The following is a 14,016-nucleotide window of genomic DNA, read 5'->3' as shown; positions in this document are numbered from 1 at the left end:
AGTCTTCCTCTATCGCCATCTACAATTGCAACACATGCCACTCGCCGGCAAACGCATCCTCATCACCCGAACCCGCCACCAGGCCTCCGACCTCGCCGCTCAACTCGAAGCCCTGGGTGCAACTCCTATCACCATCCCCACCATCGAAATCGTCCCACCTGCCTCATTCGCCGCCCTCGACGCCGCCCTCACCTGCCTCCGCACCTACGACTGGCTTCTCTTCACCAGCGCCAACGCCGTCGAAGCCTTCCATCGCCGAGCCCAGTTCCTCCACCTCACCCAACTCCCCAAGCACATCGCCGTCATCGGTCCAGCCACCCTTCGCGCCGCCAACGCCATCGGCCTCACAGTTGACCTCGTCCCCCCGCAGTACATCGCCGAATCTCTGGCCGAAGCTCTCCTTCCCGAAGCCCCCGGCAAGACCTTCCTCCTCCCCCGCGCCACCGAAGCCCGCGACATACTCCCCGAAGCCCTCACCGCCGCCGGAGCCACCGTCACCATCGCCGAAGCCTACCGCAACCAGACGCCCCCAGACTCCATCCCCGCCCTCCGACACCTCTTCAGCACTCCCGAGAACTACCCCGACGCCATCACCTTCACCAGCGCCTCCACCGCCACCAACCTCTTCGCTCTCCTCGAAGCCGCCAACCTCACCCTCCCACCCAACATCACCCTCGCCTCCATCGGCCCCATCACCAGCCGAACCCTCCGCGACCTCGGCTACTCCCCAACTGCAGAAGCCACCGAACCTACCATCCCCGCCCTCATACAGTCCCTAAGCTCCTGCTTTGAATCAACCGTCTAAGCGCGCACCCACGCAGCAAACGTCTCGCCCAGGTAAACCGGAATGCACATACTCCCCAACGAGTTCTCCTGCACCATGCGATGACCCAGACTGCTCCCCGGTATCCCATGCTGAGAGAGACGGTACAGCACATACTCAACCGTAAACGACGCCGGTCGCCGATCGAAGGCGATCCATCGCAGTCCAGCTGCATCTCCGCACCGCTTCAACGTCGTTCGGTCGAAGTAGTTCAGGTGCTCGGCCAGAAGCAGCGGCCATCGACCACCCAGCACGCGAGCCTGCAGGCTGCTGATGTCAGGAACGTTCGCAAACAGATACCCCCCAGGCTTCAACAGCGACGCGCACTCGGTAAGGAACGCCAGCGGATCGGTCACATGCTCCAGCACATCGAAAAGCGTCAGAGCATCGAAAGATTGAGGTTGCAGCTTCGCCTGCTGCAGCGTCGCGCAATGAACATCGCCGCGGCCATCCAGCAACTTCTTCGCATAGTTGGCAAGCGTCTCCGAAGGCTCAACTCCAGTGACCGTCCATCCAGCCTCGGCTGCAACCTTCAGGAACGAGCCAGAGGCACAGCCCACGTCCACCAGCCTGCCGCCTGCGATGTGTCGTTGCACCATCTTCAGGTGCCGCTGCGCTGTCTTTAGACGCCCCTGCGCCTCCTTTTCATACACCGTAGGATTCATCTCGCGATACAGCGTATGAAGCTCCTCGTCGGCTGGACGAAACTCCGAGAAGACAAACCCGCATCCCCTGCAGCGCAGCACCTTGCCGTGGCCAACGTCGGTCCGCGAAGAGCCAAGCGCGTCATGAGCGAGTGCACCGCCCGTTGCCTCCAGATGAACTTCTATGTCGCTGCCGGCACACAACGGGCATCGCTGCAGTGACGAGCCGGTAGTTACAGTTCCTTGTTCCAACGTCACTCTCTCTCCCACAATAAAACTCCTCATCGCACCGATCGCAAACACTCAACATTGATCAAACTTCGAAAAAACTCCTCACGCCTAGTGCGAGCTCTACGTCTTATCCCCCGAGTTACACAGCCTCTCAAGCGTACAGTCCACACACTTCGGCTTGCGAGCCACACAAATCTGCCGCCCATGATGAATCAACTCATGCGAAAACGCGATCCACCGATCCTGCGGAATAATCTTCATCAGATCCCGCTCCACCTTCTCCGGCGCCGTCGACCCAGGTGTAGTTCCAGCCAACTCCAGCCGTCGCGACAATCTCATAACATGCGTATCCACAACGACGCCAACCGCAATGTTAAACCACGAGCCCAACACCACATTCCCAGTCTTCCGAGCCACCCCCGGAAGCGTAAGAATCTCCTCCATCGTCTGAGGCACCTTACCCCCAAACTTCTCGACAACCACCCGCGCCGCCCCCTGAATCGACTTCGCCTTATTCCGGAAAAATCCGGTCGTCCGAATCAACTCTTCAAGCTCGGGCAGGGAAGCGGCAGCCATCGCCTTCGGAGTAGGAAACGCCTTGAACAACGCCGGAGTAACCAGATTCACCCGAACATCCGTGCACTGCGCCGACAGAATCGTAGCCACCGTCAGCTCCCACGCACCTCTATGATTCAGCGCGCACACCACACCGGGGTATGTCTTCCGCAGAGCATCCAGAATCGCCGCAACCCGCTCCGGCGCCAGCGGATTCCGTGTCTTCCCAGCCTTGTTCTTTACCGCAACAGGCTCAGACTTCGCAATCGCGCGAGCCTTCGCACCAACCACAGCTTCACTCTTCGCACCACGAGGTTGCTTTGCCGGCGTTCCCGTCCGAACCACAATCGTCTTCGCCATTCGCTCTAACCCAGACGATCCAGCATCTCCGCCGCAGGAACGCGAACACAACTGAAGATCGGTGTGTCCTCGAGCGTATACAAGCTGATCTCCGTCTCCCGAAGCTGCTGCACCAGATCCAGAAAGTCCTCGGGGAAGTTCGTCTCGAACGCCACCACAAACTCCTGGTCGTCGATCCCGAACGAGTAAGTCGTATTCAACTTCACCCGCGGATACATCAACCCAATCCGAATATGCTCATCCATCAGCCGCTTCCGCTCCGCAGCCGACAGCAGATACCACGGCCTCGTCTTCCAGAACGGATAAATAAAGATGTACTTCTGCCCCCCCGGACGAATCGCCCCGCGCCCTTCGCCCTCACTCTCATCCGGCCGGTCAATCTGGTACTGAGACCGCTTCGTCATCGCCAGAAAATTATGCGGCGAGTTCAAATATCCACCCAGCGGCGTCCGCATCAACTCACTCCGCATCTGGTTCAGCTCATCCACACCATACCCAATCGACCACACGCACATATCCACATCGCCTCGTGTCCCAATCGTCGAGTACGTCAACGACACAAACTCACCCGGCTTATTCCACCTCGTCAGCACCTCGGCAAACGCTGCTTTATGCGCCGCCTTCTCCTCCGCCGGCAATCTCCGCCACTCCGGCATCACCTTGTAGAAGCTGAAGCACACAATCTGCCGCTTCACCGGCGGCTTCGACGGATCGTGTGGCGCTGCCCCATAGCTGCTCGCCGGTCTGCCAGTCTGCGTCGGTTCAGTACCTTTAGTTTCAGTAGCGATTGAGGTTCCTGCTTCGGTAACGGTATTCGACATGGCGCAAATCTCCTGACTCCTCCATGCTAGAGCACCGAACCCGAAATGCCAAAGGGCTCCCCGCTAAGCAAAAACGCAGCACGGCCAAAGAAGCTGCACATAACCTCAATTTTCGGAAGAGCGCTTTCCTAAAAAGGTGTCATCCTGAGCGAAGCGCAGCGGAGTCGAAGGATCTGCATCTTTCCACGGCTGCAAATCGCAAAGCCCGCTAAATCATGCCCTCGTCACCCAAAACTCATCCCAACTAAACCCTCACCTCGTATACTGCAACTACATGTCAGAGAAGATCATTGCACTCCTTATCGGAGCCATCGTCAGCGGCGGCTACGCCAGTGTCGTCATCCTCATGGCGATCCAATCCGCGTGCATTCCCATCCCCTCCGAAGTCATCATGCCGCTCGCCGGCTATGCTCTCGCGCACACGCAACTCCAACTCATCATCCTCGCCACCGTTGCCTCTCTTGCGTCAAACCTCGGCTCCATCCCCGCCTACTGGGTCGGCGCCAAGGGCGGACGTCCCATGGTCGAGCGCTATGGAAGCATGATGCTCCTCAGCCGTCGCGACCTCGATCTCGTCGACCACTTCTTCTCCAAATACGGCTCCATCACCGTGCTCATCGGACGCATGCTCCCCATCGTCCGCACCTTCATCGCCTTTCCCGCGGGCGTTGCAAAGATGAACCAGCTCCGCTTCCACATCTACACCTTCATCGGCTCCTGGCCCTGGTGCTACGCACTCGCCTACATCGGCATGAAGTTAGGCGCAACCTGGAACACTAACCCCCGCTTCAAAGAGATCTTCCACCGCTTCCACCTCGCCGTCGAACTCGTCATCGTCGTGGGCTTCATCTGGTTCGTAGTCTCCCACTGGAAGAATCGCATCCGCACCGAAGCCGCCTGACCTGTCGTCGCAGCTCACTGCACGACGACCGGTCTGTTGGAATGGTGTTGATACGGTTCAATCTCCAAAGTATCAACCGGCTTGCCGTCTGCTTCACCCGCATTGAGGCGCAAAACCCACATCCCCTTCGAGCCCAAGTCGACGATACGATTTGCGATCTCTTGTGTGGTCGCGGAAGGAATCTCCGCAAAGGTAAACTGTTCCTCGTTGTTCGACGACGGGTGGCTGAGATTGTAGCCAGTCATTGGATTGGTGGCATCTCTTAGCCACATGTTCAAATGAAGCCCCAAGTCAAACATCGTGCTACCAGGCAATGTCTTGAAATTTGTGAGACGTAACGCCAGTAGATTGCGTTGCCGATCGGTCAAGGTCACAGGGACGATCACAAGCACATCCCCTTCCTGTTTCAACTCGTAGCCGGTCTCCCGAATAGCCTCCCGCAAAGCAGACGCTGCATCCGCACCTATCAGATCGAACTGCCGCTTCGTATGAAATATGGTCTCTTGGCGCGCATCGAGCACAAGTCCGATTGGGATTCGCGCCTGACGTCCCGCAGACTCGATCAGATCGAGCGCCGTGCCTTGACACCTGAAGGTGACCACCCTGTTCGGATTGTCAACGAGCTTAGGGGCAAACTCTGGCTGCGTCATGCACTTCGAAGCGATTGCGCTTTGGCCTTGCGAGCAGCCCGAGCCGAGCAGAAATAACGCAGTTGCAACCAAGGGGCGTAGCATATCGACAACCTCTAAAGATTAGACACCAAAGCTTATCGCGTTGAGCCAGAATGGATCTCCCATCGTAAGAACCGCATCCGCACCGAAGCCGCATAGCCATTGTGGATCTGATGTCCGCGACTCGGCTGCGGTTTAGCTGAAAATGAAGAATATCGCTAAACCTGCCACGACTCAGCGAACGAGATGATCTAAAGTTAAACGCGACCGCCCTCGGAGCCAACCATGAGTCGCGTCCTGATCATTGGAAGTGATACCCAAGTCGCCCGAAACATCGGCGATGCCCTCAACACCGCCAGTATCCCCAACGAGTATGCCTCTGGTCGCGCCGACGCTCTGCGCCGCCTTCGCATGCGATCCTTTGGCGTCGTCATCACCTGCGCCGAGAGCTCGGTCGAAGAAGACCTGGCGCTGCTCGAAGAGATGCGCCACATCCGCCCCGGCGTAAAGTGCATCGTTCTCGCCCGCGACAGTACTCCTGACGACGTCATCGCTGCCCTGCGAGCCCGTGTATTCGCCTGTTTTACGCCTCCCTTCGACGAGCGCGCGATCGCAAGCCTGGCCGGCGATACAGCCTCCGACAATCACTGGGAGCACGACATACAGGTTCTCTCCGCCCGCCCCGGCTGGGTCTCCGTCCGCGTCAGTTGTCGCCTCATCACCGCCGAGCGCCTCCTGATCTTCGCGAAAGAGCTCACCAACCATCTGCCCAGCGACGTACAGACCGACATGATGCATGCGCTGCGGGAGATTCTGCTCAACGCCATGGAGCATGGAGCCGCCTTCAATCCAGAACAGGTTGTAGAGGTCACCGCCGTTCGTACAGCACGGACGCTGGTCTTCCACGTACGCGACCCCGGCGCAGGCTTCCGCCAGGAGTCTCTCACCCACTCCGCCGTCGCAAATCCCGCTCAGGATCCCACCGCACATATCCGTCAGCGTGAAGAGGAGGGAATGCGCCCCGGCGGCTACGGCCTGCTCGTCGCAAACGGCACCGTAGACGAGCTGATCTACAGCGAGATCGGCAACGAAGTCCTGCTCATCAAATACGTCGATACTCCTTCCACCTAGGACCCGAACCCGGAGCCGACTTCAGGACTCCCACCACAAGAGCCGTCGCCCCAAACCTCATCCAGGTCTAGGATGAAAGTGTTGGAGAACGGCCATGGAACACATTCCGGCACACAGATGTTCTTTCGCCAATCTAATCACTGCCAGTGCCGGCCTTCCTCCAAACAGCGAACTCGCCTATGCCTTCGCCTCTACCCCCCGGGAGAACTTCGTAGGACCGCCTCCGTGGCATGTATTCATAGGTGCCGACTTCGTCCGGACCACCTCCGACGATCCAGCATGTCTCTATCAGGATGTCGTCGTCTCGCTCGGCGCCAAAGGCCCGCTCAACAACGGACAGCCCACCCTGCACGCCCTCTGCATCGCGGCCCTGAATCCAACGAAGGGCGAGCATGTCGTCCACATCGGCGCCGGCACCGGTTACTACACCACTCTGCTCGCGAAGCTGGTAGGAGAAACAGGAGCCGTAGACGCCTACGAGATTGAGCCAACCCTCGCTCAGCGCGCCACCGACAACCTCGCCGAGCTTCCCCACGTCAAAGTGCACCTCCGCTCCGGAGCAGAGGCGCCGCTCCCCCAATGTGATCTCCTCTACGTAAGCGCTGGAGCAACCCACCCACTCGCCGTTTGGCTTGACGCCCTGCGCCCCCTGGGGCGGCTCATCGTTCCCCTCACGCCCTCGGAGGGATACGGAGCCATGCTCCACGTCACCAAACGCGAAGACGGCACCTACGCGGCTCATTTTCTGACCCAGGTACAGTTTGTCTCCTGTATCGGAGCAAGGGATGAGGCAACCGCGCAAAAGCTCACCAAACTCTTCCGCAAGAGCAGCTGGACCAGGGTCAGGTCGCTGCATCGTGATGACGAGCCCGATGACACCTGCTGGTGTTCCGGCCCCGGCTGGTGGCTCTCAATGAGATGAGTTGAGCAGGACTGTCTACACCCGAGCCACCACGCAAGCCGCAGCCGGCAAATTGCGCCCGAGTGCTACGCCAGCGCCAGCGGCACGGCCTCTTCCCACCGCCCCTGTGCTTTCAGGATCAGTTCCACCACTTCGCGCGCAGTGCCGCGTCCCGCAAGTCTCCGAGTAGTAAAGTGACAGACCGCTTGCAACTCCGGTGCGCCGTCAGCCACACACACCGCCAATCCGGCTCGCCGCGCCAGAGGAATATCAGGTAGATCGTCGCCCATGTAGGCGACCTCTTCTTCGGTCACGCCCGCTTTTTGCATGCACTCCTCAAAAGCCTCTGTCTTCTTCGCCTGCCCGAGATAAACAAAGGTGACTCGAAGTTCTTCAGCGCGCTTCGCAACAGCTGGCGACGCTCGACCGGTGATGAAACCTGTCTGAATTCCCATCGTGTGCGCGAGCGAAAGTCCCTGCCCATCCTGGGCGTTGAACACCTTCATCTCGGAGACGACCGCGGTGCCCGAACCACCAGCGGAAGTCGACGAAATAAGACAGACGCCACCATCGGTCAGCGTGCCATCCACGTCCATCAAGAAGAGTTTGATCTTGCGGGCGCGTGCCAGAACTTCGGGCGAAGCGAGGGTAACGCTGATGTCGGTCATAGGGCGATTCTAAAACAGCGGCCTGCCGTCGGAAGCTGCACTCCATCCGTCGAACGCTCGCCTCCGCATTTGCCGCCACCGTCCTCGCTAAGCGATACTAAAGAGTCCGCGTTACACGGAACAATCGCACGATAGAAGGGTACCGCCAAGAATGTCTACACCCCCAGCCGCTAAGCCAGCATCCGCTGCGCAAGACGCGGCAACCATCAAGCCTGCCACTGGAAAACTAGGCGTCATGATTCCCGGCATGGGAGCCGTCGCCACCACCCTGATCGCCGGCGTCGAAGCCGTTCGCCGCGGTCTCGCCAAGCCCATCGGCTCCGTCTCCCAGATGGGCCACATTCGCCTCGGCAAACGCACCGACAATCGCAGCCCCCTCATCAAAGACTTCGCTCCCATCGCCGACCTCAACGACATCGTCTTCACCGGCTGGGATATCTTCGGTGGTAACCTCTACGACGCAGCCAAGACTGCACAAGTCCTCGACCGCGACCAGCTCGAACAGATCCGCCCCTTCCTCGAGTCCATCGAGCCCATGCCCGCCGTCTTCGACCAGCACTACGTCAAGCGCCTCACCGGCAAAAAAATCAAAACCGGCAAGAACAAGTGCGACCTCGCCAACCAGATCCGCAACGACATCGCGGAGTTCAAAACCAAGACCGATCGCCAGATCATGATCTGGTGCGGATCCACCGAGATCTTCCTCGAGCAGACCGCCGTCCACCAGACCCTCGAAGCCTTCGAGAAGGGCCTCGTCGACAACGACCCCAACATCTCTCCGTCGATGCTCTACGCCTGGGCCGCGCTCAAAGAAGGCATCCCCTTCGCCAACGGCGCACCCAACCTCACCGTCGACATCCCCGCCCTCAACGAGCTCTCCCGCAAGATGAACGCCCCCATCTGCGGCAAGGACTTCAAGACCGGACAGACCTTCATCAAGACCGTCCTCGCACCCGCCTTCAAGACCCGCATGCTCGGCGTCTCCGGCTGGTACTCCACCAACATCCTCGGCAACCGCGACGGCGAGGTCCTCGACGACCCCGAGTCCTTCAAGACCAAGGAAGAGTCCAAGCTCGGAGTCCTCGACGTCATCTTCCAGCCTGAGCTCTACCCCGACCTCTACAAGGACCTCTACCACAAGGTCCGCATCAACTACTATCCGCCCCGCGGCGACAACAAAGAGGGCTGGGACAACATCGACATCTTCGGCTGGCTCGGCTATCCCATGCAGCTCAAGGTAGACTTCCTCTGCCGCGACTCCATCCTCGCCGCCCCACTCGCCCTCGACCTGATCCTCTTCATGGACCTCGCGGCCCGCACGCCATCACTCCGCGGCCTCGGTATCCAGGAGTGGCTCAGCTTCTACTTCAAAGCTCCCGACAGCGCCCCCGGCGTCTATCCCGAGCACGACCTCTTCATCCAATCCATGAAGTTAAAAAACACCCTCCGCCACATCATGGGCGAAGACCTCATCACCCACCTCGGCCTCGACTACTACGGCGAATAGCCAAACCCGATCCAAAACCACCGAACAAAAAAAGCAGCCGCGACGGACAAATCGTCACGGCTGCTTCTTCCGCTGCTGCTCGCTCTATCGTCTTTGACGTCGTTATTTTCCCTTCAAACAAAGTGGAACGGCGAAGCCTAGTATGTGGATGGCGAAGCCAGTATGTGGAACGCCGAAGCCACGTATGTGGAATTGGGGAAGCCCAGTATTTGCCGTCATCCTGAGCGCAGCGAAGGATCCCGACGAATCCTGATCATCCCTAACCGTTCATTCCTTTTAACCCACCTTCTCCATGCTTTTGCCGTTGCGTGTTTTGGACACGCGGAAACCCACTTAATCCAAGCGTAGTCCATTTGTGTTCAGTAACACAGCTACTCCGCTACTTCCATCATCTTCGCCCAAAGCACCTTCGTCCCCGCATCCGTCTTCGCGCTCACCGGCAAAATCTCCTCCACCTCATGCACTTTTTTCAGCGCTGCCACCGACTTCGCCAACTGGTTATTCGATAGCTTGTCCGCTTTCGTCCCCACCACCAGATAAGGCCGCTGCGTCTGCTTGAAATATGTAATCAACTGAGTATCATTCTCCTGCGGCGGAATATTCGTATCCACCAGGCAGATGCAAAGCGCCAGCGTCTCCCGCTCCGCAAGATAAGGCTCAATAAACGAGGGCCACTCCGCCGAGATCGACTTCGAGATCTTCGCATACCCATACCCGGGTAAGTCCGCAAAAATCAACGTAGGCCGCACCTTCATCTTCTCTCCCGAACCCTCATGCAGCGCAAAGAAATTGATCGCCCGCGTCCGCCCCGGAGTCGACGACACCTTCGCCTCGCGCGAACCAAGCAGGGAATTGATGAGCGAAGACTTGCCCACATTCGAGCGCCCCAGGAACGCTACCTCCGGCGCGCCATAGGTCTTCGCTTCAGAAGGGAAGTGCGCGACATCGGTCGCAGATAACAGAAAGACAGGATTCAGCCGCATCTCTCAAGTCTACCGTCATCCGGCCGCGCTCTCTCCAAATCGCAACCGGACACAAAAAAGCACCTGCTCCAATCAATAGAGCAGGTGCTTTTTGGAATGAGAAAGCTTCAAACGTTATTCCCTGGGTTCTCTGGAACGAGCCGTGACCGTCACCGGAGCGGTCAAGTGAAAGCTCACCGTGGATTCGGAAGGAATTACAACGTCCTTGTTTCCCGTAAACGCCGCTCCGGCAGTTCCAGCGCCGGCGCCCAGCAGGCCGCCGATCAGAGCGCCTTTGCCGCCCCCGGCCAGCCCACCGATCAAAGCGCCACCGCCGGCACCGCCGCCGATAAAGCCCGCGGACCGCTTACCCTTGCCCGCTTGCTCCTTCTCATAGGTGCTCGTACTCACCGTAGTACCTCCGATCTCGGTCACGGCGATGCCAAGTGCACCTGACCCCTTGAACCGTCCGCGGCCCTTCGCAGCCACTACCGTACCCACCACATGCGCCCCACGCGGGAAGATCGTGCCTCCGCCCGAGCTCTTAACCGGCGCCGCCAACACCCCGGTAAATCCATCCCCAACATTGTTCTTGCTGGCACTAAGCTGTTCGGTCACTGTAACCGTCACGGTAGTGCCGGCCGGAGCGGTCAATCGGACGGGAGGTGGCGGAGGAGGTGGCGGCAGCGGAGCCGCCGCAACGGCTGGCTCCGAGGCTGGAGGCGGAGGTGGTGGCACCGCTGGCATCCCTGTCGTAGGCGATACCGCAGGCGTAACCGGCGCGGTTGCCGCGCTCGACGAAGTCGGAGTCGCAGGCGTCCCATCGGGGTTCTGGCTTTGCGTCGGCGCCGGCGTCGGAGCGGGCGCTGAGCTTTTGCATCCGCCCAAGAGTAGAGTCGCCGAAAGGGCTAAGCTTGCTGCAAGATACATCGATTTCACACGCATGGTCTTCTCCGGTCGCGAAGGATCTGATTGGCGAAGCAGTCTACTCGGATAGATTAGCTCTCTTTCACGAAAGTTGTCTGTAATTTACCCGAGCTGCAGAGAGTAAAACCGATCCTTTTTTGAAGATCTGACCGAGACTGACGACACCAATCAAAATCACGCTGATCGAAATCCACGGACAATTCGACAACAAGCCCTCTACAGTTTCCTTCAAATCTAATCTCGAACTTTATCAGGCCGAAGACTCTGCCCCCACAATCCTCAATCAACGGCCAGCGGACGAAACTGCAAAGAGTTGCATATTGCCGGGAGTCCTTCGTTTTTGCTATAGCTGTCCCGGTCACCGCTTTAACACACGCCACACGAATGACCCAAAAGTGTCACGAGTTATTTAGCAACAGAATGGCCAACCTCGGGTATGCTCCATCATGAGATGTTGAAAAGGTTTCAGTTGTCTTGTAACTGTCCTCCCCCTCAGGGGCCCTCCGACCCGAAGAGGCTCCGTTATCGAAGGAAGTTCCAGTTGCTTCATAGAACTCTTGCATTGACTAGCAATACGATATCTTTTTCCCCAGCCTGTTTCACTCTTGATTCGACGTCGTCCCGCTGGTCAGCACAACCATTACTTTGAACAGCAAACCGCACTACCACCTTTCGGAGGGAACACCCATGATTGGCAATTCTTTCGCCCGGCTGACGGGCTCAAAGCGAAATCTGCTCGCGCTTATGGCATCGAGCGCGGTCTTCACCGCAGGCTGCTCGAATATGGCCTCGACTGCGCCTTCCATCGTTAGCCCCGCCAGCTCCCCCGCTGCTCTCGGTGGGAAGATTCATGGAGGAAATCAGCCGGTCGTGGGGGCTACGGTCAAGCTGTATTACGCTGGTCAGAAATCGGGCTTCCCTCCCACCCTTGGCGCCACCACCACGACAGACGCCGCCGGGTCCTTCGGCTTCACGAAAGACACAACCAACGGCAATCCCGCGGATAACGGTTCCACCAGCACGTTCTCCTGCCCAACGAGCGTAGGAATCTCACCCCTCGTCTACGTCATCTCCACGGGCGGAAACACGCAAAACAACGGTGACTCCAGCCAGAACAATGCAGCAGCCGAATTTATCTCTGTCTTCGGTCCTTGCAATACGCTTACCGGATCCACCTTCATCGACATGACCGAAGTGACGACCGTAGCCACAATGGCCGCCTATCAGGGATTCTTCGATCCCACCACAGAGAGCATCGCCGCCGACGGTACAACCCAGCAGACCGCAATCATCACGGCCATCCCCAATACGATCGCTCTTCTTGCCAATCTAGCCACAGGTGCCTCCGTGACTTCAACCACGCTGAGCGCATCCGCCACAGGCAACATCAATCCGGCTGTCACGGTCACCGCGACTCCGGAGCCTGGCAAAGTCAACCTGCTCGCAAATATTCTCTCCGCCTGCATCAACACCGCATCCGCCTCTTCGGCAGCCTGCACTTCGCTCTTTGGGGCTGCAACTCCACCGAACTCCGCCTACACCTCTAACTTCGCACATGGCACTCTCCCCACTGCGACTACCACCCTCCAGGCGATCTACTATCTTTTGTCCAACCCGACCAGTACCAGTGGCGGCACCTCCAACATCCCCACTCTCTTCGGTCTCGCGGGTGGAGTCAGCGGCCCCTATCAACCGGCGCTCGCTACCCAGCCCACGGACTGGACCATCGCTATCAGCTTCTCCAGCACCAGCACCTGCGGAACCGCTTCCACCCCGGGTGGCTTCATCAGCGGGCCGATCGACATCAACATCGACGCCGCTGACAACGTTTGGATCGCCAACTCACAAGCTGCATCCGGTAACCTCTCCCAGATCTCGAGCGCCGGCATCCCCACCACCTGCGTCTTCCTCGGCAGCGGCGGCTCTCTGGGCGGTGCAGTCCTCGATTCGGCAGGTAACACCTGGTTCGGCTCCGGCACCAGCCTCTACCGGTACAACAATGGCACCACTCTTGCCTTCCCGACCACGGTATCGCCCATCGGTGTAACTGCGGATGGCCTCGGAAACGTCTACTTCACCGCAGTCTCCGGCTCCGTCGGTTCTCTCTACAGAATCCCCGGCGCAGCAGCGGCCGCCTCTGCCGTTGCCCCGGTCCAGATCTCAAACGGTGTCGGTACCAACCCGGTTCGCCTCATGCCGGATTTGCAGCGGACAGCTGGCGTCACAGTACAGGGCAACATCTTCGTCTCGACGGGAACAACCTCTGTCGCTGAGGTCTCGCCAAGCGCTGCAGTCGGAAACCTGAATGGATTTGTCACCAGCCCCATCTCCACCTCCGGCAACTCCTACGGTCTCTCTCTCGGACCTCAAAACAACCTCTTCGTCTCGGCCATCGACAGTGGTGCCATCACCGGGCTAACCGCTTCTAGCGGCTACACCGCGCCTATCAATGGTGGATTCCCCTTCAACACTCCGGGAACCATCGGCATCGCCACCCCGACCTCCATCGCAGTCGATGGTCGTCTCAACGTCTGGATCCCCAACAATGCAAACGGTACCGGCACCGGTAGCGTAAGCGAACTCGGAAGCCAGAACACCGCAACTGGGCTCTCACCCTCCACCGGCTACCAGAAGGCCTCGACCTTCCTGACCTCCGGCCGTGCCCTCGCGGTCGACCAGGCAGGCAACGTCTGGGTCGCAGGCGATGGTACGAACTTCATTACCGAGATCGTTGGTGGTGGCGTCCCCGTCTTCCAGCCCTACGCGCTCGGTTTGAAGAACGGCCGCTTCCAGGCTATCCCCTAACCTAACGCCGAACCAAACAGTAGAAGACCCCGGAGGCACTCTTCCGGGGTCTTCTACATTCAGGACCGGCCTTCGTCCACGACACTGCACTCTGCCCATCCGGGTTCAA

Annotated in this window: 14 protein-coding genes; 6 read left to right on the top strand and 8 right to left on the bottom strand. The window is 59.0% G+C overall.

Annotation, left to right across the window (positions count from 1 at the left end):
• Positions 1–34: 34 nt before the first annotated feature.
• Positions 35–805 carry a uroporphyrinogen-III synthase gene (locus tag HDF12_RS12965; RefSeq protein WP_179584007.1) on the top strand — a complete coding sequence of 257 codons (771 nt, stop codon included), beginning with the start codon at positions 35–37 and terminating at the stop codon, positions 803–805.
• Here HDF12_RS12965 and HDF12_RS12960 read toward each other — a convergent pair.
• From HDF12_RS12960 to HDF12_RS12950, 3 genes are all read right to left on the bottom strand, one after another.
• Positions 802–1,725, bottom strand: coding sequence for a class I SAM-dependent methyltransferase (locus tag HDF12_RS12960; protein ID WP_179584005.1), 924 nt, complete (start codon positions 1,723–1,725; stop codon positions 802–804). The genes HDF12_RS12965 and HDF12_RS12960 overlap by 4 nt on opposite strands.
• 93 nt (positions 1,726–1,818) lie before the next feature.
• The gene (nth, locus tag HDF12_RS12955; RefSeq protein ID WP_179584003.1) at positions 1,819–2,613 is read right to left on the bottom strand and encodes an endonuclease III; all 795 of its coding nucleotides are present in this window, start codon (positions 2,611–2,613) and stop codon (positions 1,819–1,821) included.
• 5 nt (positions 2,614–2,618) lie between these two features.
• Complete coding sequence (locus HDF12_RS12950) at positions 2,619–3,434, bottom strand: chlorite dismutase family protein (protein ID WP_179584001.1); 816 nt, start codon at positions 3,432–3,434, stop codon at positions 2,619–2,621.
• 274 nt (positions 3,435–3,708) lie between these two features.
• Here HDF12_RS12950 and HDF12_RS12945 point away from each other — a divergent pair, with 274 nt between their 5' ends.
• Positions 3,709–4,335, top strand: coding sequence for a DedA family protein (locus HDF12_RS12945; RefSeq protein WP_179583999.1), 627 nt, complete (start codon positions 3,709–3,711; stop codon positions 4,333–4,335).
• 14 nt (positions 4,336–4,349) lie between these two features.
• Here HDF12_RS12945 and HDF12_RS12940 read toward each other — a convergent pair whose 3' ends face one another.
• Positions 4,350–4,985, bottom strand: coding sequence for a hypothetical protein (locus HDF12_RS12940; RefSeq protein ID WP_179583997.1), 636 nt, complete (start codon positions 4,983–4,985; stop codon positions 4,350–4,352).
• 306 nt (positions 4,986–5,291) lie between these two features.
• Between HDF12_RS12940 and HDF12_RS12935 the strand changes: the two genes are divergently transcribed.
• Positions 5,292–6,137 (top strand): ATP-binding response regulator, encoded by an 846-nt coding sequence (locus HDF12_RS12935; RefSeq protein ID WP_179583995.1) that lies wholly within the window; start codon positions 5,292–5,294, stop codon positions 6,135–6,137.
• A 94-nt stretch (positions 6,138–6,231) separates the two neighbouring features.
• Entirely contained in the window at positions 6,232–7,059 is an 828-nt protein-coding gene (locus tag HDF12_RS12930) for a protein-L-isoaspartate O-methyltransferase family protein (protein ID WP_179583993.1), read from the top strand.
• 65 nt (positions 7,060–7,124) lie between these two features.
• Here HDF12_RS12930 and HDF12_RS12925 read toward each other — a convergent pair whose 3' ends face one another.
• The gene (locus HDF12_RS12925) at positions 7,125–7,706 is read right to left on the bottom strand and encodes a KdsC family phosphatase (RefSeq protein ID WP_179583991.1); all 582 of its coding nucleotides are present in this window, start codon (positions 7,704–7,706) and stop codon (positions 7,125–7,127) included.
• A gap of 151 nt (positions 7,707–7,857) precedes the next feature.
• On the opposite strand from HDF12_RS12925, the gene HDF12_RS12920 reads away from it, so the two are divergent.
• The gene (locus HDF12_RS12920) at positions 7,858–9,213 is read left to right on the top strand and encodes an inositol-3-phosphate synthase (RefSeq protein WP_179583989.1); all 1,356 of its coding nucleotides are present in this window, start codon (positions 7,858–7,860) and stop codon (positions 9,211–9,213) included.
• Positions 9,214–9,584: 371 nt separating this feature from the next.
• Here the strand turns inward: HDF12_RS12920 and yihA are convergent, their stop codons facing one another.
• The 3 genes from yihA to HDF12_RS22355 form a co-directional block, all read right to left on the bottom strand.
• On the bottom strand, positions 9,585–10,196 hold the full coding sequence (gene yihA / locus HDF12_RS12915) for a ribosome biogenesis GTP-binding protein YihA/YsxC (protein WP_179583988.1): 612 nt from the start codon (positions 10,194–10,196) through the stop codon (positions 9,585–9,587).
• A gap of 114 nt (positions 10,197–10,310) precedes the next feature.
• The gene (locus tag HDF12_RS22360; protein ID WP_246373422.1) at positions 10,311–10,793 is read right to left on the bottom strand and encodes a hypothetical protein; all 483 of its coding nucleotides are present in this window, start codon (positions 10,791–10,793) and stop codon (positions 10,311–10,313) included.
• The gene (locus HDF12_RS22355) at positions 10,777–11,055 is read right to left on the bottom strand and encodes a hypothetical protein (protein ID WP_246373423.1); all 279 of its coding nucleotides are present in this window, start codon (positions 11,053–11,055) and stop codon (positions 10,777–10,779) included. The genes HDF12_RS22360 and HDF12_RS22355 overlap by 17 nt, the downstream gene beginning before the upstream one ends.
• 734 nt (positions 11,056–11,789) lie before the next feature.
• Here HDF12_RS22355 and HDF12_RS12905 point away from each other — a divergent pair.
• The gene (locus HDF12_RS12905; protein ID WP_179583987.1) at positions 11,790–13,907 is read left to right on the top strand and encodes a hypothetical protein; all 2,118 of its coding nucleotides are present in this window, start codon (positions 11,790–11,792) and stop codon (positions 13,905–13,907) included.
• The last annotated feature ends 109 nt before the right edge of the window (positions 13,908–14,016 follow it).

Origin of the sequence: Tunturiibacter gelidiferens (assembly GCF_013410115.1) — a bacterium.
Taxonomy (GTDB): domain Bacteria; phylum Acidobacteriota; class Terriglobia; order Terriglobales; family Acidobacteriaceae; genus Edaphobacter; species Edaphobacter gelidiferens.
This window is presented reverse-complemented; position numbering and strand designations above follow the sequence as displayed.

Coding starts and splice junctions, on each gene's coding strand:
- HDF12_RS22355 (WP_246373423.1), bottom strand. CDS start 11,055: ATGCAAAAGCTCAGCGCCCGCTCCGACGCCGGCGCCGACGCAAAGCCA.
- HDF12_RS12945 (WP_179583999.1), top strand. CDS start 3,709: ATGTCAGAGAAGATCATTGCACTCCTTATCGGAGCCATCGTCAGCGGC.
- HDF12_RS12965 (WP_179584007.1), top strand. CDS start 35: ATGCCACTCGCCGGCAAACGCATCCTCATCACCCGAACCCGCCACCAG.
- HDF12_RS12905 (WP_179583987.1), top strand. CDS start 11,790: ATGATTGGCAATTCTTTCGCCCGGCTGACGGGCTCAAAGCGAAATCTG.
- yihA (WP_179583988.1), bottom strand. CDS start 10,196: ATGCGGCTGAATCCTGTCTTTCTGTTATCTGCGACCGATGTCGCGCAC.
- HDF12_RS12925 (WP_179583991.1), bottom strand. CDS start 7,706: ATGACCGACATCAGCGTTACCCTCGCTTCGCCCGAAGTTCTGGCACGC.
- HDF12_RS12940 (WP_179583997.1), bottom strand. CDS start 4,985: ATGACGCAGCCAGAGTTTGCCCCTAAGCTCGTTGACAATCCGAACAGG.
- HDF12_RS12950 (WP_179584001.1), bottom strand. CDS start 3,434: ATGTCGAATACCGTTACCGAAGCAGGAACCTCAATCGCTACTGAAACT.
- nth (WP_179584003.1), bottom strand. CDS start 2,613: ATGGCGAAGACGATTGTGGTTCGGACGGGAACGCCGGCAAAGCAACCT.
- HDF12_RS12930 (WP_179583993.1), top strand. CDS start 6,232: ATGGAACACATTCCGGCACACAGATGTTCTTTCGCCAATCTAATCACT.
- HDF12_RS12920 (WP_179583989.1), top strand. CDS start 7,858: ATGTCTACACCCCCAGCCGCTAAGCCAGCATCCGCTGCGCAAGACGCG.
- HDF12_RS12935 (WP_179583995.1), top strand. CDS start 5,292: ATGAGTCGCGTCCTGATCATTGGAAGTGATACCCAAGTCGCCCGAAAC.